General features: G+C 71.8%; 24 protein-coding genes. 10 read left to right on the top strand and 14 right to left on the bottom strand.

What is annotated here, in order from left to right; translation table 11 throughout:
* Positions 1–20: 20 nt before the first annotated feature.
* On the top strand, positions 21–1,289 hold the full coding sequence (locus tag QNO09_RS30410; RefSeq protein WP_283973469.1) for an MDR family MFS transporter: 1,269 nt from the start codon (positions 21–23) through the stop codon (positions 1,287–1,289).
* A 58-nt stretch (positions 1,290–1,347) separates the two neighbouring features.
* Here QNO09_RS30410 and QNO09_RS30405 read toward each other — a convergent pair whose 3' ends face one another.
* Positions 1,348–1,683 carry a DUF6233 domain-containing protein gene (locus QNO09_RS30405; protein WP_283973468.1) on the bottom strand — a complete coding sequence of 112 codons (336 nt, stop codon included), beginning with the start codon at positions 1,681–1,683 and terminating at the stop codon, positions 1,348–1,350.
* 289 nt (positions 1,684–1,972) lie between these two features.
* On the opposite strand from QNO09_RS30405, the gene QNO09_RS30400 reads away from it, so the two are divergent.
* Positions 1,973–2,392 carry a nuclear transport factor 2 family protein gene (locus tag QNO09_RS30400; protein WP_283973467.1) on the top strand — a complete coding sequence of 140 codons (420 nt, stop codon included), beginning with the start codon at positions 1,973–1,975 and terminating at the stop codon, positions 2,390–2,392.
* Positions 2,393–2,404: 12 nt separating this feature from the next.
* Here QNO09_RS30400 and QNO09_RS30395 read toward each other — a convergent pair whose 3' ends face one another.
* Positions 2,405–3,133: a YqeB family protein gene (locus QNO09_RS30395; RefSeq protein ID WP_283973466.1), complete on the bottom strand. Its 729-nt coding sequence runs from the start codon at positions 3,131–3,133 to the stop codon at positions 2,405–2,407.
* Positions 3,134–3,225: 92 nt separating this feature from the next.
* Entirely contained in the window at positions 3,226–3,672 is a 447-nt protein-coding gene (locus QNO09_RS30390; protein ID WP_283973465.1) for a DUF2000 family protein, read from the bottom strand.
* Between the two features lie 49 nt (positions 3,673–3,721).
* Between QNO09_RS30390 and QNO09_RS30385 the strand changes: the two genes are divergently transcribed.
* Positions 3,722–4,561: a helix-turn-helix transcriptional regulator gene (locus QNO09_RS30385; protein WP_283973464.1), complete on the top strand. Its 840-nt coding sequence runs from the start codon at positions 3,722–3,724 to the stop codon at positions 4,559–4,561.
* Here the strand turns inward: QNO09_RS30385 and QNO09_RS30380 are convergent.
* Both QNO09_RS30380 and mshA read right to left on the bottom strand, forming a co-directional pair.
* Positions 4,558–5,067, bottom strand: coding sequence for a type III secretion system chaperone family protein (locus QNO09_RS30380; RefSeq protein WP_283973463.1), 510 nt, complete (start codon positions 5,065–5,067; stop codon positions 4,558–4,560). The genes QNO09_RS30385 and QNO09_RS30380 overlap by 4 nt on opposite strands.
* A complete protein-coding gene (gene mshA, locus QNO09_RS30375; RefSeq protein ID WP_283973462.1) occupies positions 5,060–6,397 on the bottom strand; it encodes a D-inositol-3-phosphate glycosyltransferase in 1,338 nt (445 codons plus the stop codon). The genes QNO09_RS30380 and mshA overlap by 8 nt, the downstream gene beginning before the upstream one ends.
* 341 nt (positions 6,398–6,738) lie before the next feature.
* Here mshA and QNO09_RS30370 point away from each other — a divergent pair, with 341 nt between their 5' ends.
* The 4 genes from QNO09_RS30370 (at position 6,739) to QNO09_RS30355 (ending at position 11,376) form a co-directional block, all read left to right on the top strand.
* Complete coding sequence (locus tag QNO09_RS30370) at positions 6,739–7,158, top strand: calcium-binding protein (RefSeq protein ID WP_283973461.1); 420 nt, start codon at positions 6,739–6,741, stop codon at positions 7,156–7,158.
* Positions 7,159–7,244: 86 nt separating this feature from the next.
* Entirely contained in the window at positions 7,245–8,063 is an 819-nt protein-coding gene (locus QNO09_RS30365; protein WP_283973460.1) for a class I SAM-dependent methyltransferase, read from the top strand.
* Positions 8,064–8,645: 582 nt separating this feature from the next.
* Entirely contained in the window at positions 8,646–9,728 is a 1,083-nt protein-coding gene (locus QNO09_RS30360; protein WP_283973459.1) for a C40 family peptidase, read from the top strand.
* A 301-nt stretch (positions 9,729–10,029) separates the two neighbouring features.
* Entirely contained in the window at positions 10,030–11,376 is a 1,347-nt protein-coding gene (locus tag QNO09_RS30355; RefSeq protein WP_283973458.1) for a PP2C family protein-serine/threonine phosphatase, read from the top strand.
* 113 nt (positions 11,377–11,489) lie between these two features.
* Here QNO09_RS30355 and QNO09_RS30350 read toward each other — a convergent pair whose 3' ends face one another.
* From QNO09_RS30350 to QNO09_RS30335, 4 genes are all read right to left on the bottom strand, one after another.
* Complete coding sequence (locus QNO09_RS30350) at positions 11,490–11,822, bottom strand: DUF2516 family protein (protein WP_283973457.1); 333 nt, start codon at positions 11,820–11,822, stop codon at positions 11,490–11,492.
* A 114-nt stretch (positions 11,823–11,936) separates the two neighbouring features.
* The gene (locus tag QNO09_RS30345) at positions 11,937–12,608 is read right to left on the bottom strand and encodes a hypothetical protein (RefSeq protein WP_283973456.1); all 672 of its coding nucleotides are present in this window, start codon (positions 12,606–12,608) and stop codon (positions 11,937–11,939) included.
* A 90-nt stretch (positions 12,609–12,698) separates the two neighbouring features.
* Positions 12,699–13,328: a helix-turn-helix domain-containing protein gene (locus QNO09_RS30340; protein WP_283973455.1), complete on the bottom strand. Its 630-nt coding sequence runs from the start codon at positions 13,326–13,328 to the stop codon at positions 12,699–12,701.
* A 243-nt stretch (positions 13,329–13,571) separates the two neighbouring features.
* The gene (locus QNO09_RS30335; RefSeq protein WP_283973454.1) at positions 13,572–14,147 is read right to left on the bottom strand and encodes a TetR/AcrR family transcriptional regulator; all 576 of its coding nucleotides are present in this window, start codon (positions 14,145–14,147) and stop codon (positions 13,572–13,574) included.
* Positions 14,148–14,258: 111 nt separating this feature from the next.
* Here QNO09_RS30335 and QNO09_RS30330 point away from each other — a divergent pair, with 111 nt between their 5' ends.
* Positions 14,259–15,263 (top strand): NADP-dependent oxidoreductase, encoded by a 1,005-nt coding sequence (locus QNO09_RS30330; RefSeq protein WP_283973453.1) that lies wholly within the window; start codon positions 14,259–14,261, stop codon positions 15,261–15,263.
* Between the two features lie 531 nt (positions 15,264–15,794).
* Here the strand turns inward: QNO09_RS30330 and QNO09_RS30325 are convergent.
* Both QNO09_RS30325 and QNO09_RS30320 read right to left on the bottom strand, forming a co-directional pair.
* Positions 15,795–16,127 (bottom strand): BTB/POZ domain-containing protein, encoded by a 333-nt coding sequence (locus tag QNO09_RS30325; protein ID WP_283973452.1) that lies wholly within the window; start codon positions 16,125–16,127, stop codon positions 15,795–15,797.
* Complete coding sequence (locus QNO09_RS30320) at positions 16,127–16,396, bottom strand: hypothetical protein (RefSeq protein ID WP_283973451.1); 270 nt, start codon at positions 16,394–16,396, stop codon at positions 16,127–16,129. Before QNO09_RS30320 ends, QNO09_RS30325 begins: the two co-directional genes overlap by 1 nt.
* Before the next feature lie 198 nt (positions 16,397–16,594).
* Between QNO09_RS30320 and QNO09_RS30315 the strand changes: the two genes are divergently transcribed.
* Positions 16,595–16,852: a GntR family transcriptional regulator gene (locus tag QNO09_RS30315; protein WP_283973450.1), complete on the top strand. Its 258-nt coding sequence runs from the start codon at positions 16,595–16,597 to the stop codon at positions 16,850–16,852.
* Between the two features lie 34 nt (positions 16,853–16,886).
* Here the strand turns inward: QNO09_RS30315 and QNO09_RS30310 are convergent, their stop codons facing one another.
* Positions 16,887–17,243: a VOC family protein gene (locus tag QNO09_RS30310; RefSeq protein WP_283973449.1), complete on the bottom strand. Its 357-nt coding sequence runs from the start codon at positions 17,241–17,243 to the stop codon at positions 16,887–16,889.
* On the bottom strand, positions 17,240–17,788 hold the full coding sequence (locus tag QNO09_RS30305; protein ID WP_283973448.1) for a DUF6817 domain-containing protein: 549 nt from the start codon (positions 17,786–17,788) through the stop codon (positions 17,240–17,242). The genes QNO09_RS30310 and QNO09_RS30305 overlap by 4 nt, the downstream gene beginning before the upstream one ends.
* Positions 17,789–17,939: 151 nt before the next feature.
* Here QNO09_RS30305 and QNO09_RS30300 point away from each other — a divergent pair, with 151 nt between their 5' ends.
* Positions 17,940–18,584, top strand: coding sequence for a hypothetical protein (locus QNO09_RS30300; RefSeq protein ID WP_502962365.1), 645 nt, complete (start codon positions 17,940–17,942; stop codon positions 18,582–18,584).
* A 12-nt stretch (positions 18,585–18,596) separates the two neighbouring features.
* Here the strand turns inward: QNO09_RS30300 and QNO09_RS30295 are convergent, their stop codons facing one another.
* Positions 18,597–19,244 carry a class I SAM-dependent methyltransferase gene (locus tag QNO09_RS30295; protein ID WP_283973446.1) on the bottom strand — a complete coding sequence of 216 codons (648 nt, stop codon included), beginning with the start codon at positions 19,242–19,244 and terminating at the stop codon, positions 18,597–18,599.
* Between the last annotated feature and the right edge of the window lie 338 nt (positions 19,245–19,582).

The raw sequence follows: 19,582 nt of genomic DNA, 5'->3' as shown, positions 1-19,582 counted from the left end.
CAGTTGCCTCCGGGGGATCCATGCCGTACGCCCTGCGTGCCCGACGTGCCGTCCGGGAGACGGTCTCCGGTCTCCCGCGCGAGTTCTGGTGGCTGTGGACCAGCACGCTGGTCAACCGGCTCGGCGCGTTCGTCGCCACCTTCATGGCGCTGTACCTGACGGTCGACCGCGGCTACTCCGCCACGTACGCCGGTCTGGTCGCCTCCCTGCACGGGCTGGGCGGGGTGATCTCCTCGCTGGGCGGCGGGGTGATGACCGACCGGCTGGGCCGGCGGCCGACCCTGCTGATCGCGCAGGCCTCAACCGCCGCGTCCGTCGCACTGCTGGGCTTCGTGCGCGACCCGGTCTCGATCGCCGGGGTCGCCTTCCTCGTCGGCATGGCGAGCAATGCCTCGCGGCCCGCCGTGCAGGCGATGATGGCCGACATCGTCCGGCCCGAGGACCGTATCCGGGCCTTCTCCCTCAACTACTGGGCCATCAACCTCGGCTTCGCCGTGTCCTCCATGGCCGCCGGATTCATCGCCGAGGTCAGCTACCGCGCCGGGTTCCTGATCGAGGCGGGGATGACGATGCTCTGCGCGATCCTCGTCTTCCTTCGGCTGCCGGAGTCCAAGCCCGTCGAGACGCCGGTGACGGCGGGCGTCCGGGGCGACTCCGTGAGCCTGCGCACCGTACTGCGCGACGGGCGGTTCATGAGCGTCGTCGGGCTGTCCTTCCTCGTCGCGCTGATCTTCCAGCAAGGGTCGGTGGGGCTGCCGGTGGCGATGGGAGAGGCCGGTTTCACTCCGGCCGAGTACGGCATGGCGATCGCCGTGAACGGCGTGCTGATCGTCGTCCTCCAGATCCCGGTCACCCGCTTCATCGAACACCGGGACCCCCGCCGGCTGCTGGTCGTCTCGTCCGTCCTCGCGGGGTACGGCTTCGCGCTCACCGCCTTCGCGGGGTCGGTGGGGGTCATCGCCATGACGGTGTGCGTGTGGACACTGGCCGAGATCGTCAACGCGCCGACGCAGACGGGTCTCGTCGTACGGCTGTCGCCGGTGCGGGGGCGCGGGCGCTACCAGGGCATGTACACGATGTCCTGGTCCGTGGCCGCCCTCGTCGCCCCGCTGCTGTCCGGGTTCGTCATCGACCGGTTCGGGGCGGAGTGGCTGTGGGGGCTGTGCGCGGTGGTGGGGACGGCGGCCGGGGCGGGGTACGCCGTGCTCATGCGGCAGGTGCCGGGGGAGGACAAGGTGGCCGAGCCGTCGGTGGGGGCGCGGCAGCAGCCGGAGGTCGGTGCGGGGTGAGCCGGAGAGTTCCGGTCTTCCGCCCCGAGATGACGCGGGCCGCTCCGCTACGGCCGCTCTAGCCGTCCACGAAGCCGAGTTCCGTGTCCGGACGGCACTGCGGGCAGGCCTTGATCCCGTCGGCGAGGGCCCGCCGGGCACGGTCGCGGTCGACGCCCTTGCTGCGCCCGCCCGCGTTCCAGCAGCCCCCGACGTGGACGTACACCGCTTCCTGCCCGGACAGGCCGCGCTCGATCAGCCAGTCCGGCGCGGGCGGGCGGGCCAGGAGGCCGCGTCGGCGTTCGGCCTGGCGGCGTTCCTCGTCCGCGATCCACCGACGGGTGCGTGCCAGGTCGCGTTCCTGCACGCGCTCCAGGAAGCGGAGCAGCGCGAGCCGCGACTCTGTATCGTTCATACGTTCGATTCTAGGATCGGTATTCTCCCGAGCCCACCCCCGGCCTCTCCCAGCCCCGTCCGGGGACCTCCCCAGACCCTTTCGGGGACCTCCCCAGACCCATCCACCAGACCCATCCCCGGGTCCACCGCGGCCCGCCCTGGATCCCCTCCGGCCCCATCCCCGGGCCCCCCATCCCCGGGCCCGCCCCGGATCCACTCCGAACCCGCCCCGAACCCACCAGCAGCGGTGGCCCTGTTTACCTCCCAGGTAATCGACGCACCCCGGTCGCCCCGGCAGGCTGGGTTCCATGACGCCTGCCGACATCGCGGAAGCCACCCGTTCCACCGTCCGGACGTTCCTCGAACTCCGCCTCGCCGGAGACACCGAGGGCCTCACCGCGCTCTTCGCCGACAAGGTCGACTGGATGCTCGCCGAGAACCCCGCCGTCCCCTGGATCCGGCCCCGGTCCACCGCCGCGGAATGTGCGGCGCAGGCCGATGAGCTGGCCCGGTACACCGTCCCCGAGGACGCCCGCGCGTCCGTCGACACCTTCCTGGTCGACGGGACGGACGCCGTGCTGACGGGGCATCTCTCCGGGACCGTCCGGGCGACCGGCAAGTCCTTCTCGGGGCCCTTCGCGCTGCGGCTCACCGTCGAGGGCGGACGGATCACCCGCCACCACCTGTACGAGAAGAGCCTGTCGATCGCCGCGGCCTGTACGCCCTGAGGAGCCGCCCGTTCAGGCCGCGCGGCTCCCGGTCACGACCCGGACGTACTGCCGCCTCTCCTCGTCCCGCACGACCACACCCAACCGCAGCAGTTCCCCGCGCAGCTCCCGGGCCTCGCCGGCGTGCTCGTCCTCGCGGGCCCGGGCGCGGGCCTGCAGCAGGGCGTCCGCGCCCGCGGGCAGACCGGGGGTGCCGGGCACCCAGCGGCGGAACTCGGCGTGGTACGGGTCCTGTTCCTCCCAGGCGTAGCCGTGTGCGGTGAGGGCGTCCGTGAGGCGCCGCCAGTTCAGGCCGCAGTGCTCCCGCGCGCGTTCGAGGCCGTCCGGGGCGAGCAGGACCAGTTGCCTGCCGTCCCGGAAGAACACGGAGATCTCCTCGCGGGTGAACTCCCGGGCGCTGTCCCTGATGGTCAGGGTCACGTGGGTGTCGCAGACGTGGACGGACAGCGACTCGTGTGCCGCCGAGAGGCCGAGCAGCAGGCCGCCGAGCACGCCCACCGCGATCGTGCCGAGGCTGAGGGCCGGTTCCGGGACCGAGGTCAGCAGTTCCGCCGGGCCTTCGAGCGGTGCCCACGGCAGGGCGAGCAGCAGGCGGGCGAGGAGCGGGAGCAGCGCGCCCGCCACGGCTCCGCAGGCGACACAGAAGAGCACGATGGCCCAGGCCGATTCGGCGAGTTCCGTCGCCTGGCCCGCCTGCGTCCGGGGGTTCTTGCGCGCGGGAGCGTTCCTGGCTTCCTCCATGGCAGGAGTCTCCGCGGGAGGCCACCGCCCTGTCGTCGGCCGTTGGTCTACCCGCCCGCGACTTTGGTCGTCCTCGCGCCCGCGCCCGGTGCTCACGGGTGCATCCGCGCCCCCTTCACCACCTTGTCCACGGCGTTCTTCGGGCCGTGGACCGCGAGTCCCACGAGGTCCAGTTCCGCGGTCGGCACGGCCCGTACGGCGGCGCGGTTGTCGCGGTCGTTGCCCGTGGAGAAGAGGTCGGAGGTGAAGAGCGCGCGGGGCAGGGCGCGGGAGAGGGCGCGGGCGTGGGCGGTGGTCAGCGTTTCCTTCGTGGCCTCGAAGACCATGACGGGCTGGCGGAACATGGGAAGGTAGGGCACGCCGTCCGCGTCCTCGTACGGTTCGCCGATCACCTCGGGAAGGCGGGTTCCCAAACCGCTGACCAGGAACGATGTTGCGTTGAGGCGCTGCCAGGGCTCCAGGTCCGCGCGCAGCAGCACGGCGATCTTCGTGTCGAATCGGATCGGCTCCGGCCGCAGGGGTTCGGTGATCGTGTCCATGGTCCGAGCGTGCCCGGCGGCCCCTGCCGGGGTCTTGTACGTTTTTTGCATGGCCTCCCCGCCCAGGGCACCGACACCGAAGTCCCCGCGCACGAACGTGCCGGACCGGCAGCGGACCGTCTCCGCCTGGCGGCCCGCCGTCCAGGGTGTCGTCGAGGTCTTCCACGCGCGGTTCACCGAATACGCCTATCCGATGCACGTCCACGACGCCTGGACGCTGCTGATCGTGGACGCCGGCGCCGTGCGGTACGACCTCGACCGGCACGAGCACGGCACCCCGCACGACACCGTGTCGCTGCTGCCGCCGCACGTTCCGCACAACGGCTCCCCCGTCACTGCGGAGGGCTTCCGCAAGCGGGTGCTGTACCTCGACGGGACTCATCTCGGGGACGAGTTCATCAGGGCCGCCGTCGACCGGCCCGATGTGCGCGATCCGCTGCTGCGGCGGCGGGTGGGGCAGTTGCACGGCGCGCTGGCACAACCCGGTGAGGAACTGGAGGCGGAGAGCAGGCTGTTGTTCGTCGGGGAGCGGTTGCGCGGACATCTGCGGGGCGATCCCGTCTCCGCCCGGCCGGTCGACCCCGTTCTCGCGCGGCGGCTGCGCGAGTTGCTGGACGAGCGGATCGTCGAGGGCGTCGCACTGCGGGAGGCCGCCGGGCTGCTCGGCGCCCATCCCGCCCATCTCGTACGGGCGTTCAGCACCGCCTACGGCATCGCCCCGCACCAGTACCTCACGTCCCTGCGGGTCGGGCGCGCCCGGCGGCTGCTCCTGGAGGGGCGCTCACCGGGCGAGGTGGCGGTGGCGGCCGGGTTCTACGACCAGTCGCACCTCACGCGGCACTTCCGCAGGCTGGTCGGTGTGCCGCCGGGGCGTTACCGGGCCGGTTAGCGCTCGGGGCGCTGCGTGAGGTGGGCGAACGCGTCCAGGTTGCGCGTGGACTCCCCCCGCGACACCCGCCACTCGTACTCCTTGCGGATCGCCGAGGCGAAGCCCAGCTCCAGGAGGGTGTTGAAGGCGCCGTCGGAGGCCTCCAGGACCTGGCCGAGCAGACGGTCGAGTTCGTCGGCGGTGACGGCGGACAGGGAGAGGCGGCCGGTGAGGTAGACGTCGCCGTGCTGGTCGACGGCGTAACTCACGCCGTAGAGCTTGAGGTTGCGCTCCAGGAGCCAGCGGTGGAAGCCCTGCTCGTTCTCGTCGGGGTGGCGGATGACGAAGGCGTTCAGGGACAGCGAGTGGCGGCCGACGATCAGGGAGACCGTGGTCTTGAGCTTGCGGCTGCCCGGAAGCTGCGCGACGTAGGTGCCGGGCTGGGGGCTCTCCCACTCCAGTTCGGCGTCCTTCAGCACTCCTTCGACGACCTGGGCCGCACGCTGTTCCTGGTCGGTTTCACCCATACAGCGAGCGTACGCGACGGCGGTGCGCCTGCATCGCGGCCGTGTAGACGTCGGCCGTCGCGGCGGCGGCCGTGTCCCAGCCGAAGGACTGGGCGTGCCGGGCGGCCTGCCCGCCCAGCCGGGTGGTCAGCTCCGGGTCGTCGGCGAAAGCGCCGAGCACGCGCGCGTAGTCGGCCGGATCGTGCCCGCGGACGAGGAAGCCGGTGTGCCCGTCGCGTACGGCGACCGGCAGACCGCCGACCGACGCCGCGAGCACCGGGGTGCCCGCCGCCTGCGCCTCTATGGCGACCAGTCCGAAGGACTCGCTGTAGGAGGGCATGACCAGTACGGAAGCGGCGCGGAACCAGTCCGCCAGCTGCTCCTGACCGACCGGCGGGCGGAACCGTACGACGTCCGCGATGCCCAGGCGCGCGGCCAGCTTCTGCAGGCCCTCGGGCTTGGCGAGACCGCTGCCGGAGGGTCCGCCGACGACGGGCACGAGGATGCGCGAACGCAGCTCGGGGCGCTCGTCGAGGAGGACGGCGACGGCCCGCAGCAGCACGTCGGGGGCCTTGAGGGGCTGTATACGGCCCGCGAAGAGCGGGATCAGCGCGTCCTGGGACAGGCCGAGCCGGGCCCGGGCGGCGGCGCGGCCGTCGGCGGGCGAGAAGCGGCTGAGGTTCACACCGGGATGGACCACGGCGACCTTGTCGATCTCGGCCGCGTAGTGCCGGACCAGTTCGTCGGCCTCTTCGGTGGTGTTGGCGATGAGGCGGTCGGCGGCGGAGACGATCTGGGTCTCGCCGATGACACGGGCCGCCGGTTCGGGGGTGTCGCCGTCGGCCAGGTTGGCGTTCTTGACCTTGGCCATGGTGTGCATGGCGTGCACCAGCGGGACGCCCCAGCGCTGGGCGGCGAGCCAGCCGACGTGGCCGGAGAGCCAGTAGTGGGAGTGGACCAGGTCGTAGTGGCCGGGGCGGTGATGGGCCCAGGCCTGCATCACGCCGTGGGTGAAGGCGCACAGCTGGGCGGGGAGGTCCTCCTTGTTGAGGCCCTCGTAGGGCCCGGCGTCGACGTGCCGGACGAGGACGCCGGGGGCCAGCTCGACGGTCGGGGGGAGGGCGGCGGCGGTCGCGCGCGTGAAGATCTCGACCTCGACGCCCTGCGCGGCGAGGCGCTGCGCGAGCTCCACGATGTAGACGTTCATGCCGCCGGCGTCGCCGGTGCCCGGCTGGTGGAGCGGGGAGGTGTGCACGGAGAGCATCGCGACGCGGCGTGGCCTGCGGTGCAGCCGCAGGCGCGCGGGGGACGACGCGGAGCGCCGGCCGAGCCTGCCGATGTACTGGCTCACGTGGCGTTCCTCCTCGCTCGGGGCATGCCTGTCGCAGAGCGCACGGCGCCCTCCGACGGGGTCCAACACCGGAAGGAGGAACTCCATTTCCTGATTCGGGAGTTTTACCGAAACATTACCGCTGGTCGCTCAACCGTTCGAGGGCGGGAGGGCGTGGGCCCCGTCGGCTCCGGGTGCGTGACCAGAAGGTGAATTCCGTCCGACGACTCCGGTGGAACGGAGACCTGGGCGCCCACCGCGCCAGTCACCCCCACAGAAGGATCCACGACCGCCGCGAATGCCTCGCTGCCTCGACTGCCTCGAACATCTCGAACGCCTCGACTGCCTCACGGAGGATTCCCATGCCCGCTAGCTCCGCCCGACGCCACCGCCCGTTACGCGCATCGGTCCTGGCGCCGGTACTCGGCACAGCCCTGGCCGACACCCTCACGGCGGGCGCCCTGGCATACGCGGGCGGCGGCGACGGCGCGGACACCCTCCGCTCCGACCGCGGCGGCTCGTTCGTGGACGGCGGCGCGGGCGCCGACATCCTCCGCGGCGGCAAGGGCGACCAGATCCTGCGCGGCGACGACGGCGACGACACGGTCTCCGGCGGGGACCGCAACGACGAGCTCCACGGCGGCCGGGGCCACAACGTCCTGTACGGCAACGGCGGTGACGACCTGATGTGGGGGAACAGCGGTGACGACAGGCTGCACGGCGGTCCCGGCAGGGACACACTCTCCGGCGGCCCGGGCCGCGACGTCGTCCGCCAGGACTGAGTGACCGTCCTCGCTCCGGGCGTCCCGCCCACTGGCGGCGGCACCTCGCCCCCTGACCGGAGCCGAGGGCCCTTAACCTCGTACGTATGACATCCCGCGCGGCGACCCGACCCCTGGGCACGGTCACGCGCGGGACGACCAATCCCAATCGGCTGCGCCGCATGGACCGCTGGATCGCGGCCACGCACGGCGCCGAGCTGCGCCGCGCCGCCGACCCGGTGGCGGTCGACCTCGGGTACGGCGCCGCCCCCTGGACGGCCGTCGAGCTGCTGCACCGCCTGCGCACGGTCGCGCCACGCGCGCGCGTGGTGGGCGTCGAGATCGAACCGGCCCGGGTCGCGGCGGCGCTGCCCTACGAGCGGACGGGCTTGGTCTTCCGGCACGGCGGCTTCGAGATCCCCATCCCGCAGCGGCCCCTGCTCGTCCGCGCGGCGAACGTACTGCGGCAGTACGAGGAGGGCGAGGTCGCGGCCGTATGGCAGCGGCTGTGCGGGCGGCTCGCGGCGGCCGACCCGGCGACCGGCTCGCAGGGCGGGCTGCTGGTCGAGGGGACCTGCGACGAGATCGGACGCCGGCACGTGTGGGTCGCGCTCGGCCCGGAGGGACCCCGCACGGTCACCTTCGCGACCCGGCTGGGCTCCCTGGACCGCCCCTCGGACCTCGCGGAACGCCTGCCGAAGGCGCTCATCCACCGCAACGTCCCCGGCGAGCCGGTGCACGCCTTCCTGCGCGACTTCGACCGTGCCTGGGCGGCCGCCGCGCCCTACGCCTCCTACGGCGCCCGGCAGCGCTGGATCCGGACGGTACGGGACCTGACGGCCGACTGGCCGGTGACGGACGGGCCGATGCGGTGGCGCCAGGGAGAAGTGACGGTGCGGTGGGAGGCCTTGGCCCCGCACGCCTGACCTCAACGGCCCGGGCCTGACTCCTCCGGCCCGAGGCCTGACGCCTTCGGCCCGAGGCCTGACTCCTCCGGCCCGAGGCCTGACGCCTCCCGCCCGGCGCCTGACTCCTCCGGCCCGAGGCCTGACGCCTCCCGCCCGGCGCCTGACTCCTCCGGCCCGAGGCCTGACGCCTCCCGCCCGGCGCCTGACTCCTCCGGCCCGAGGCCTGACGCCTCCCGCCCGGCGCCTGACTCCTCCGGCCCGAGGCCTGACGCCTCCCGCCCGGCGCCTGACTCCTCCGGCCCGAGGCCTGACGCCTTCGGCCCGGGGCCTGACGCCTTCAGTTGGCCCCTTCGCCCCGGCGGCCTGACTCCCGCGACCCGGCGCCTGGCTCCGCAGCCCGTGGACGGGGCGGGCCCGGCCGGAACGATCTCTCTCAGTCCTTCGTCACACAGGCGGGGGGATCTGGGAGATCTTCATGCCGGGGCATACCGGCGAGGGGGTGGCGGGAAGTACTACCTCTGTCGCTTTCCGAGCCGACATGGCAGCATCCCCAGGCGAAACCGCACGTTACTGACGGTTAATCAGTTTGGGGGACGAGGTATGGGCACGGGCAAGCGTGGCCTGATCGCGACGGCGGTGGCCGTGGTCTGCGCGGTCACGGTGCTGGCGGTACCCGGCACGGCATTCGCGAGCCCCACCCCCTCACCCACCCCGAGCGCGGGTCCGGCGCTCACGCCCGGCAAGGACCTGGAAGCCGTGCGCAAGAAGCTCGACGAGCTGTACCGCGCCGCCGGCCGCGCCACCGAGGAGTACAACGCCGCCGAGGAGAAGGCGGACAAGCAGTCCGCCGAGGTCGTGGAACTGGCCGAGAAGATAGTCAAGGGCCAGGAGAAGCTGCGGAAGCTGAAGGACCGCGCGGGAGCCGCGGCCGCCGCCCAGTACCGCGGCGGCGGGCTGCCACCCGAGGCCCATCTGGCACTGAGCGACGATCCGCAGGATTTCCTCGACGGCGCGGGCCGGGTCCGCCAGGGCCACCACGCGACCAAGGGCCTGCTCGGCGAAGTGACCCGGACCCAGGAGGATTTGGAGCAGTACGCCAAGGACGCCTCCGCGCAGTGGACGAAGCTGGAGGCGGGCCGCAAGGCCAAGGCCGCCGCGCAGAAGAAGCTCGAGAAGCAGATCGCGCAGGCGGAGAAGCTCGAATCCGCCCTCCGGAAGGAGGAGCAGGAGCGTCTCGCCGAGCTGGAGAAGGAGGCCGCGAACAAGGCACAGACCGCCTGGCTCGACTCCGGCATCCTCGACGAGATCGACGGCAAGGCCTCCGAGCAGGGCAAGAAGGCCGTGGAGTACGCCACGGCGCAGATCGGCAAGCCGTACCAGTGGGGCGCCGAGGGCCCGGAGACGTACGACTGCTCGGGGCTGACGTCACAGGCCTGGATATCGGCCGGCCGCGGCATTCCGCGCACCTCGCAGGAGCAGTGGAAGCAGCTGCGGCACATCGACGTCCAGGACATGCGGCCCGGCGACCTCGTCATCTACTTCGGTGACGCCAGCCACGTCGCGATGTACATCGGTGACGGGGCGATCGTGCACGCGCCGCGGCCCGGGCGGACCGTGACGATCGCGGGGGCCGGGACCATGCCCATCCTCGGAGTGGTGCGCCCGGACGTCGGCGCCAACTGATCGCGGACGGCGGCCGGACGAGACACACCGGATACCGGGCACCCGCGGTGACCTGGCCCACGTGACCCACCGCACGCCCCCCGGCGCGCGCCCCGCGCGCCGACGTGACGTTCGTCATCCCCGCAGCATCTCCGAGCTGTCCAACTGCGGGGCATATCGCGGCATATGACACTGGCCGGTGGCGCAGCGGCGTGGCTCACACCATTCCTATGCGGCGCCGACACCCGCTATGGTCCCCGTCGGTGGGTCGAGGTCCCTCGCCCCCGCCATGCCCTCGGGGGGAGGGAAGGAACCCAAGACGATGCCCGTACCCATACCGCGGCAGAGAGCGATCCCGGCCGCGGAGAGTGGTCAGGCGCAGGCCGCGTCCCCGCGCGCCGGATCCGCCGAGGAGCCCGTGAAGGACACCTCGCCGGAGGGCCGCGCGCCGGACGCCGCCGGGAACACCACGGACAAGGTGGAGAACCACACCGCCCACACCAACCTGACGCTGCTGCTGATCGAGGACGACCCGGCCGGTTCGCCGATCGTGCCGGACATGCTCGACCAGGCGGGCAAGCCGATCCGCGTCCGCACGGCCCGCAATCTGACCGAGGCCGGACGGCTGCTGACCGACGACGTCCACTGCATTCTGCTGGACCTGGCGCTGCCCGCGCCGGGCCACAGCGACTCCGAGGACGAGCTCGCCGTGCTCAAGCACGTGCTGGAGCTCGCGCCCCGGCATGCCGTCCTGGCGCTGACCGCGTCGGGCGACGCCGAGCGCGGCGCCGAGGCGGTGCGGGTGGGCGCCCAGGACTACCTCTTCCGCGACGAGCTGGACAGCAGGCTGCTGAGCCGCGCGATCCGCTACGCGGTGGAGCGCAAGCGTTCCGAGTCGGCCGAGCGCAGGCTCGCCGAGGGCCGGCTGCGGGCGCAGGAGAACCGTCGCCTGGAGCGCGGTCTGCTGCCGACGCCACTGCTGGAGGGCTCTTCACTGCGGTTCGCCGCCCGCTACCGCCCGGGCCGCTCGCGCGCCCTGCTCGGCGGTGACTTCTACGACGTCGTGCGGACGCCGGACGGCACCGTGCACGCCATGATCGGCGACGTCTGCGGGCACGGCCCGGACGAGGCCGCCCTCGGGGTGGAACTGCGGATCGCGTGGCGCGCGCTGACGCTGGCGGGGCTGTGCGGCGACCAGCTGCTGGGCACACTCCAGCAGGTGCTGGAGCACGAGCGGGCCGACGACGAGATCTTCGCGACCCTGTGCACGGTGGACATCGCGCCGGACGGGCGCCGCGCGGGCCTGTGCCTGGCGGGTCACCCGTCGCCGCTGCTGGCCCGCCCGGGCAAACCGGCCCGCCTGCTGCCGTACGACAACAACGGACCGGCCCTGGGCCTGCTGCCCGGCGCCCGCTGGCCGCGGATGCAGGTGGAGCTGGGTGCCGAGTGGAGCCTGATGCTCTACACCGACGGCCTGATCGAGGGCCACATCGGCCAGGGCCGGGAACGGCTCGGCCAGGACGGCATGACGGAGATGGTCCGCCGCCAGTTCGCCGAGGGTCTGCGGGGCGAGCAGCTGCTGCGGGCGGCGGTGAACGAGGTCCGTGAGCTCAACGGCGGCGAGCTGACGGACGACGTGGCGGTTCTGCTGCTGGACCGGGTGCCGTAGGCACGGGGCGGGACGCCGTCGGCAGCGGGCCGGACGCCGGACGCCGAAGGCACCGGACCGGACGCTCGGGCCGCCGCGGGGTGCTTACCTGCTTACCGGCCGCCGCAGGGTACTTACCGGCCGCCGTTGTACGGGCCGTAGGGGCCGTCGCTGCTGGAGCCGCGCCGGCTGCGGCCGCCGCCCGGGAGCGCGCGGATCGCGGGCCGTACGTCGACCATGTACACGATCGTCGCGATGAGGCCGATGATCGGCAGGAACGACAGGATCGGGAAGAGCAGGTTCACCACGAAGGCGATCGCCAGGACGATCAGCCAGAAGGGCTTGGTCTTCTTGTCGGCCGCGCGGTAGGCGTCCTCCCGGCGGACGGCCGCGTCGAACAACGCGAAACCACTGAAAATGATCAGGGCCATGCTCAGAAGCCACATCAACCCTGCGAAGCCCTGCATCAGCACAACGCCCACCACCTGACTCGGCTCGTCCCTACGCGGTCACCGTACCCGCACAACGGGCCGGACACCCCCAGGGTGCCCGGCCCGTCCGTGTGTGATCGCTCCGCCGTCCTACTTCACCGGCGGGGTGGGCTTCTTGGCGGTGGTGGTCTTGCGCACCGGGGCCTTCTTCGCGGCGGGCGCCTTCTTGGCCGGGGCGGGGACGGCGGCACCGGCGGGCTTCACCGGCTCCTCCTTGACCTCGACCGGCTGGCTCTTCGGCTCGACGGCGATGGCCAGCTCCTCGACGCCCTCGGCGACGTCCTCGATGCTGTCGGCGGCCTCACCGCGCCAGGTGCGAACGGCCTGCTCGCCGTGCTCGGCGACCTTCTCGTAGGTCTCGCGGGCCTTGACGGCGTACTCGGCGGCCACGCCGACGCCGCGCAGCGCGAAGTCCTGGGCGTTCTCGCCGAACTTCTTCAGGTCCGCGTCGAGGTTGCTGCCGAGCTTCTTGAAGTCGGCGTCGAGGGAGCCGATGAACGTCGTGACCTTGGTCTGGAGGGTCTCCTGCGTCTCCTTGACGCGGACGGAGGCCTCCTTGGCCCGGGCGGACGCCTTCTCCTGGACGGCCTTGGGGTCGGTGTTGCGTACGGCGTCGATCCGCGCGGGGGCCTCGGAACGCAGCTGCTCCACCAGGGCCGGCACCTTCTTGGCCTGCTGAAGGGCGAGGTCGGCGGTGCCTGCGGCGAAGTAGAGCGGGGTCGGGTCGCTGAAGGTCTTGCGCAGGTCGTCGGTGATGGCCATGGTGATGGTCCTCCCGGATTCTGTCTCGCTTGAGGGTTCGGCTGAGGGTTGGTGTGATCCGCGGCGGTACGGCCGGTGCCCTGGTCCGGCTCAGCCGGCCGTCTGCTGCGGATCGGTGTCGCTGCCGCCGGCGCCCTCGCGGGGACGGCGGGTGGCGGTCGTACCGCCGTCGTTCTTGCCGGTGCTCCTGCCGGTGCTCTTGCGGCTGCGGCGCCGGGCGGGCTGATCGCCGTCGGCCGGGCCGGTCCCCGGTATCCCGGTACCGGCGTCGGGAGCGTCCCCGTCGACACTCACCGCACCGTCCCCGGTGACGACACCGACGACACCCGTGACGCCCGAGCCGTCCGGGGCGTCCGAGCCGTCGCCGGTCCCGAACCCGTTCTCCTTGCGGAAGGACTCGTAGATCTGCAACAGCACCTGCTTCTGCCGCTCGTTGAGCGTCGGGTCGGCGAGGATGACGGCCCGCGTCTCCACCTCGTCCCGGTCCCGCTCGGCGTCGAGGATCCCGGCCCGGACGTACAGCGTCTCGGCGGAGATCCGCAGCGCCTTGGCGACCTGCTGCAGCACCTCCGCGCTCGGCTTGCGCAGCCCGCGCTCGATCTGGCTCAGATACGGATTGGACACCCCGGCGGCATCGGCGAGCTGCCTGAGCGACAGCTGCGCCGTGCGCCGCTGCTCGCGCAGGTAGTCACCGAGATTGCCGACGTTGAGCGATGCCATGCGCCCACAGTGCAACACCCCGCTAACTATTGCAAGCACCCGCTTGCAAAAGTGCGCCACGCCACGCGGGGGCCGACTGAGCCTGAGCACGATAGGTGTCGCATTCGCACGACAACTGCCGTAGGAAGCACGGAACTACGCCAGATCGATCAGGCCGCGAGCAGGGAAGCCTCGGGCCCCGCGTCACCTCGCGGGTGTGACCGGTGCACACACGCCGCGCGGCGCCCGATGCCGGGCCCCCGGTCAGCCGGCTTCCGTCAGGGCCGCGTGCGCGGCGGCGAGGATCTCCTCGGAGAACGGGGAGCCCTGGGTGGCCCGGGACAGGACCAGAGCACCGACCAGGGTGCACAGCCGGGCGAGGCCGCTCTCGCCGCCCCCGACGGCCTCGGCGGGGGCGAGGAACGCGGCGAAGTCGGCCACGCCCTCCGCGTAGGTACGGCGCGCCTCGCGGCCTTCGGGTTCGCGCGCGATATCGATGGCGAGAGCCGCGACCGGGCAGCCGTCCGCCGCGTTGTCACGGTGTTCGACGGAGAGGTAGGCGTCGATCAGGGCCCGCTGAGCGGCATCCCGCTGCCCGTCGTGCCGCTCGAGCCCGGCCGCAAAGCGCCGTGCGAACTCATCGAAGGCGTGGGCGGCGACCTCATCGACGAGCGCTTCCTTGGAGACGAACTGCTTGTAGAAGGCACCGTGGGTGAGGCCGGCCGCCTTCATGAGATCGGCGACGCTGACGCGGGTGCCCTGCTCCCGGAACAGCCGCGACGCAGTGTCCACCACCCGCCTGCGATTTTCCTCCGCCTGCGCCTGCGATACGCGGCCCATGGCCACCTCCCATTTGGATGTCGACTGACATCTATCGTAGTCTGGTTTTTAGATTATTGTCGCAATCTAATTTGGCGGGGTGTCCCGACGACGCCCGAAACGGAGATGACGATGAAGGCCTTCATGGTCGAGAAGTACGGTGACGCGTCCAACATGCGTGCCGCCGAGATACCCGACCCCCAGGTGGGCGCCGACGACGTCCTGGTCAAGATCCACGCGGCGAGTGTCAACCCACTGGACATGAAGATCCGCGACGGTGACCTCAAGCAGATCCTGCCCTACCGCCTCCCGCTCGTCCTGGGCAACGACCTCGCCGGGACCGTCGTCCGCGTCGGATCGTCCGTCACCCGCTTCGCCGTGGGCGACGAGGTCTACGCGCGGCCCGACAAGGACCGCATCGGCACCTTCGCCGAACTCCTCGCCGTCCACCAGGACGACCTGGCCCCCAAGCCCGCCACGCTCACCATGACCGAGGCCGCCTCCCTCCCCCTGGTCGCGCTGACCGCCTGGCAGGCCCTGGTCGAGCGGGCGAACGTCCAGCCGGGCCAGAAGGTCCTCATCCACGCGGGCGCCGGCGGCCTGGGATCCATCACCATCCAACTGGCCAAGGCACTGGGCGCCCACGTGGCCGCCACCGCGAGCACCGCCAAGATCGACCTCGTCAAGGACCTCGGCGCGGACGAGGTCATCGACTACCGCACCCAGGACTTCTCCGAACTCCTCACCGGCTACGACCTCGTCCTGGACTCCCTCGGCGGCGAGAACCTCGCCAAGTCCCTGCGCATCCTCAAGCCCGGCGGCCTGGCCATCTCCGTCGCGGGCCCGCCCGACCCGGCCACCGCCCGCGAACTCGGCTCGAACCTGGTGCTCCGCCTGGGCATCGCCGCGCTCAGCGCCAAGACCCGGCGCCAGGCCAAGCGTCTCGGTGTCACGTACTCCTTCCTGTTCATGAAGGCCAGCGGCGACCAACTCCGCGAACTCACCCCCCTCATCGACACCGGGAAGATCCGCCCCGTCGTCGACCAGGTCTTCCCCTTCGACGAGACCCTTCAGGCCATGGAGTACGTCGAAAAGGGCCGCCCGAAAGCCGGCAAGGTCGTCGTCTCCATGACGTGAGCACAGGGCACCGCTACCAGCAGCTGATCCTCTTCGAGACTCTCGAACCTGTGCAGCCGCCCCGTGGACACCAGCGACTCCAGACCGGCCGGTGCCGCTGCTCCCGCCGCCAGGTGAACCCCCGCATCGGCCCGCGGCTCGCCACCGGCACCTGCTCCAGGTGGCGGACCGGGCCCGTGATCTCGTCCCCGGCGTACTTCCACGTCGCCGTCCACCCATCGGACAGGTCCATGCCTCCCCGTCCCGCGTCCAGCCCGACCGGGACCAGCAGGTCCGTCCACGTACAGCGATGGGACCACAAGGAGTCCCGGATATCGCTCATGTTCCCAGGGAAGCCGCACGCCTCCCCTGGGAGGGGCGATCTTCGAAGTTGACGACAACTTGCCTGCAAAGAGCGCGGATCACGTCAGGAACGATGCGAGTTCGGCGACAGATGTCGCGCTCAGAGCTTCACGAAAGGGCAGGTCGGGACGGAAGGATGACGACACCTATCGTGCTCAGTCTCACCGACCTCTCCCGCGTGAACCGACGTCAGTTCTCCCCTGTGTCCTCACTGTCCGGTACCGGCACGCGCATCCCCCGGGACTCGGCGACACGCAGGGCGTCGGTCAGGCACTCCGCGAGACGGAGGCCGGCGAAACGGACCTCCGTGTACGGCGAGGCCGGGTCGGCCAGCACCTTGCGGGCGAGGCCGAGCACGTCGGTGCCTGTGGCGAGCTGGACGGCTTCCAGGTCGTCGGCGAGACGGGAGAGGCGGCTGCCGTTGTCGTCGGTCACCAGGTAACAGGGGTTGCCCTCGGGGGACAGCCAGGGCAGGAGCCGGGGTGACGGCGTGACGTGTGTCTGACCGGTGCGGCGTCCCATCAGGCGGCCACCTTCCGCGCGCCGGTCAGGTGCTGGTCGAAATCGATCCCGAGGTCGGCGGCGAGGTAGGGGCGGACGAGGACGCAGGCGGTGCCGTCGAGAGGACCGTGCAGGCCGTACGGGGAGCGGTGGCGGGGGAGCTGCGGTGGCCGGGGGGCGGAGGGGCAACCGACGAGGGCGAGGTGCCGACGTCCCCGACGCCGTTTGCCGGTGCCGGGGGCGAAGAGGAGGCGCAGCCAATGGAGGGCGGGGGCGATAAGGTCGTGCATGCTGACGCTCCTTGCTAAGCGTTGGCCATGCCCCGGGAGGTCTAGCCACCTCGCCGGGGCCTTTCCGTCCATGACGCTACACCTGCATATAGCCCTCTACATACAAGTGCAGAGGGATCCACCCGATCGGGCAGGTCGCTACCGCTCTACGTTGGACGTATGAGCGATAGCGAAGCGCCGAAGACCTCGCTGGACCCTATGAGTGCCAGACCGCTCTACGTGCAGCTGGCCGACGTGATCGCCGAGAAGGTCGCGTCCGGCGAGCTGGCGCCGGACAGGCCGATCCCCTCCGAGAACCACCTCGCCGACGAGTACGGCGTGGCACGACTCACCGCGCGACGAGCCGCACAGGAACTCCGCGAGCGCGGCCTGATCGTCACCGTGCGAGGCAAGGGTTCCTTCGTCGTCGAACAGCCGACCGGCGACGTGCCCGAGGAGGGCGACCCGAGCAGCTGAACCCCGCCTCTCCCCTGGCGGCCGAGCCGTTCGCTCAGCCCCCGACGATGCAAAAGGGATGCCCCGCAGGATCCGTGAGCACCCGCCACCTGCCCGGGTTCGGTTGGTCCTCCGGCCTGCCGGCGCCCAACTCCACCAGCCGCGCCTCGGTCTCGTCCAGGTCCTCGACCCTGAAGCAGCAGTGCAGTTGCTGAGGAACCTCCTGGTCGGGCCAGCTCGGTGCCCGGTAGCCGTCGACCCGCTGGAAGCCAAGGGAGAGTCCGCCCTCGCTGCGCAGCGCGGCGAAGTCGGCGTTCGACTTCGGATGCGGTTCCAGCCCGGTGGCCTGCTGGTAGAACGCCGCGAGCGCCGGCGGATCCGCGCAGTCCAGGGTTATCGCGCTCAGCATCATCCGGCCAGCACCTCCTGACAGTCCGTCCAGGCCGGTTGGCTCAGCAGGGGGCGGATGCGGGTGAAGAGGCTGAGGAGTTCGGGTCCCCACTGGTCGCGGAACGCGGGGTCGAGGCGAGCGAGGTCGGTCTCGTTGGCGGCGGACAACTCGGCGAAGTCGCGCCGCGACTGCGGCTCCGGGATGTGGCTCAGGCCGGTGAACCGGTCATGAAAGGGTCCGTCGGCATCCGCGAGCGTCGGATAGGTGGCCCCGCGATCGCATGAGGCATACAGGTACACCAGGGCCTCGGCTTCGGCACCGACCGCCGCTGCGAGTTCGTCACGGCGATCCAAGGGCAGCAGGGCTTCGGGGAAGCCGTCGGTTCCGTAGAACGCGTGGCACAGGCCCGCGAGTTGGAGGGCCGGGCGGGCACCCCACGCGGCGAGTCGTCGCTGTACCCGCGTGAGGTGGGCGAGGAGGGTGCCGCCCGGATGGGCGATGTCCGCCGCGCCGAGCCCGCGCAGGAGCGCGACGGCCGGTCCGGAGTCAGGAGGGGAGACAGGCACAGGGGGAGTCCTTCCAGCAGTGGTCGGGGGCGGCAATCATCAAATCGGTGGACGGACCGGTCCGGCCATCGATTTGATCCGCGTTGTGACGACTCCCCAGCAGGCCCTCATCCGCGCCGCCGCCCGCAGCAACGCCGAGTGGTGTGCGGTGATGGGCCGGGCGCACGGGGTGGCGAGTGCGTTCGGGGGCGAGGCGTGGGCCGCCGCTCGGCGTACGCCGGTGTACTACCCCGACGCCGTGACGCTGGAGCCGGGAGCCGACCCGGAGGCGCTCGTGGCGCGGATCGACACGGTCTCGCCCGGAGCCTCGGTGAAGGACAGTTTCGCCGACCTCGATCTGACCGGGGCCGGGTTCCGGGTGCTGTTCGAGGCGGAGTGGATCCATCGTCCGGCGGGTGTTCCCGTCACGGCGCCGGATCTCGCATGGGATGCCGTGAGTGATCCGGGCGCGCTGCGTGACTGGGCACTGGCCTGGGACGACGGGGGCGGGAACGCGGGCCTCTTCCGGCCGGGGGTGCTCGATGATCCGGAGACGTTCGTGCTCGCCGGGCGATCCGCCGACGGGCGGGTGGTCTGCGGCGCGGTGGCCAGTCGCAGTGCTCATGTGGTCGGGGTGTCCAACGTCTTCGGACCGCCCCACGCGGCCTGGCCCCTGGTCCTGCGCGCGGTCGGCCGGCTCTTCCCCCCTCTGCCCGTCGTGGGCTACGAGCAGGGTGCCGACCTGGCGGCCGCCCTCCGGTACGGCTTCGAAGCCGTCGGACCGCTACGCGTGTGGGTGCACGAGCGGCCGGTCTGATGGCCGTCGGCGTCACTCCGGCTTGTACGCCAAGAACGTCCCCGCCCGCCTCTTCGAGGCGCCCTCCGGTTCCTGCACCACCCGGGTCGTGACCACCAGCCCGGCCTGTTGGAGCAGTTCGGTGATGCGGTCGGGTGGGAGGAGGTACGACTCGTAGGACACCGGGTGGCCGCCGTAGGCGTGGGTCGGGCGGAGGTGCTCGCCGTCGCCGACATGGCCGGCCAGCATCAGGCGACCACCGGGGGCGAGGGTGCGGTGGAACTCGGAGAAGACGGTCGGGAGCCACCGCGGCGGGGTGTGGTGGGTGGCGTAGTACGCGAGGACGCCGCCGAGTTCGCCGTCGCCGATGTCCAGGGCGGTCATCGAGCCGACGGTGAAGCGGAGTTCCGGGTGCGCCGCCCGGGCCAGCTCGATCATCCTCGGCGACACGTCCACGCCGAACACCGGTACTCCCAGAGCGGCCAGGTGTGCCGTGACCTTGCCGGGGCCGCAGCCCAGGTCCGCGACCGGCCCGAGGGGGGCTGCGAGTTCGGCGAAGGCCGCGAGCATCGCGCGCGACACCGGGTCGAGCTCAGCCGGTTCCATGACGCGCCGGGCGTAGTCGGCGGCGACGGTGTCGTAGGACACGCGGACAGCGGTGAGGTGGGAGGGCTCGGTCATGCCGTGAACCTAGGCGACGGCAGTGACACACGCCCGTAGTCCGGCACCACCGCAGTGACACACGCCCGCACTCCGCCGCCACCGCAGTGACACCCGCCCATACTCTGACGCCAGTATCCCGGTGCACTCCCGGCGTAAGACGACCCCGCCGCTCCCGCGCGGCACGGTGGTCGGTGTGGACACCGACCCGAAACTCAGCCGGCCCGCCCGCCGGGCCCCCAGGACGCCTGATCGCCCGGCCCGCGTGGCCCGGCGACGGTTTCAGCCGCGCGACGCCGGACACCGAGATTGCTGGGCCCGGATCCTCGACGCCCTCGACACGCTGCTGCGGAACCGGC

The organism is Streptomyces sp. 378 (assembly GCF_030124145.1).
GTDB lineage: Bacteria > Actinomycetota > Actinomycetes > Streptomycetales > Streptomycetaceae > Streptomyces.
Note: the sequence above shows the minus strand (reverse complement) of the source record. Positions and strands in the feature narration are given on the sequence as shown.

Bases quoted from the DNA above. Each gene is read 5' to 3' on its own strand.
- QNO09_RS30410 (WP_283973469.1), top strand. From the start codon at position 21: ATGCCGTACGCCCTGCGTGCCCGACGTGCCGTCCGGGAGACGGTCTCC.
- QNO09_RS30405 (WP_283973468.1), bottom strand. From the start codon at position 1,683: ATGAACGATACAGAGTCGCGGCTCGCGCTGCTCCGCTTCCTGGAGCGC.
- QNO09_RS30400 (WP_283973467.1), top strand. From the start codon at position 1,973: ATGACGCCTGCCGACATCGCGGAAGCCACCCGTTCCACCGTCCGGACG.
- QNO09_RS30395 (WP_283973466.1), bottom strand. From the start codon at position 3,133: ATGGAGGAAGCCAGGAACGCTCCCGCGCGCAAGAACCCCCGGACGCAG.
- QNO09_RS30390 (WP_283973465.1), bottom strand. From the start codon at position 3,672: ATGGACACGATCACCGAACCCCTGCGGCCGGAGCCGATCCGATTCGAC.
- QNO09_RS30385 (WP_283973464.1), top strand. From the start codon at position 3,722: ATGGCCTCCCCGCCCAGGGCACCGACACCGAAGTCCCCGCGCACGAAC.
- QNO09_RS30380 (WP_283973463.1), bottom strand. From the start codon at position 5,067: ATGGGTGAAACCGACCAGGAACAGCGTGCGGCCCAGGTCGTCGAAGGA.
- QNO09_RS30370 (WP_283973461.1), top strand. From the start codon at position 6,739: ATGCCCGCTAGCTCCGCCCGACGCCACCGCCCGTTACGCGCATCGGTC.
- QNO09_RS30365 (WP_283973460.1), top strand. From the start codon at position 7,245: ATGACATCCCGCGCGGCGACCCGACCCCTGGGCACGGTCACGCGCGGG.
- QNO09_RS30360 (WP_283973459.1), top strand. From the start codon at position 8,646: ATGGGCACGGGCAAGCGTGGCCTGATCGCGACGGCGGTGGCCGTGGTC.
- QNO09_RS30355 (WP_283973458.1), top strand. From the start codon at position 10,030: ATGCCCGTACCCATACCGCGGCAGAGAGCGATCCCGGCCGCGGAGAGT.
- QNO09_RS30350 (WP_283973457.1), bottom strand. From the start codon at position 11,822: ATGCAGGGCTTCGCAGGGTTGATGTGGCTTCTGAGCATGGCCCTGATC.
- QNO09_RS30345 (WP_283973456.1), bottom strand. From the start codon at position 12,608: ATGGCCATCACCGACGACCTGCGCAAGACCTTCAGCGACCCGACCCCG.
- QNO09_RS30340 (WP_283973455.1), bottom strand. From the start codon at position 13,328: ATGGCATCGCTCAACGTCGGCAATCTCGGTGACTACCTGCGCGAGCAG.
- QNO09_RS30335 (WP_283973454.1), bottom strand. From the start codon at position 14,147: ATGGGCCGCGTATCGCAGGCGCAGGCGGAGGAAAATCGCAGGCGGGTG.
- QNO09_RS30330 (WP_283973453.1), top strand. From the start codon at position 14,259: ATGAAGGCCTTCATGGTCGAGAAGTACGGTGACGCGTCCAACATGCGT.
- QNO09_RS30325 (WP_283973452.1), bottom strand. From the start codon at position 16,127: ATGGGACGCCGCACCGGTCAGACACACGTCACGCCGTCACCCCGGCTC.
- QNO09_RS30320 (WP_283973451.1), bottom strand. From the start codon at position 16,396: ATGCACGACCTTATCGCCCCCGCCCTCCATTGGCTGCGCCTCCTCTTC.
- QNO09_RS30315 (WP_283973450.1), top strand. From the start codon at position 16,595: ATGAGTGCCAGACCGCTCTACGTGCAGCTGGCCGACGTGATCGCCGAG.
- QNO09_RS30310 (WP_283973449.1), bottom strand. From the start codon at position 17,243: ATGATGCTGAGCGCGATAACCCTGGACTGCGCGGATCCGCCGGCGCTC.
- QNO09_RS30300 (WP_502962365.1), top strand. From the start codon at position 17,940: ATGGGCCGGGCGCACGGGGTGGCGAGTGCGTTCGGGGGCGAGGCGTGG.
- QNO09_RS30295 (WP_283973446.1), bottom strand. From the start codon at position 19,244: ATGACCGAGCCCTCCCACCTCACCGCTGTCCGCGTGTCCTACGACACC.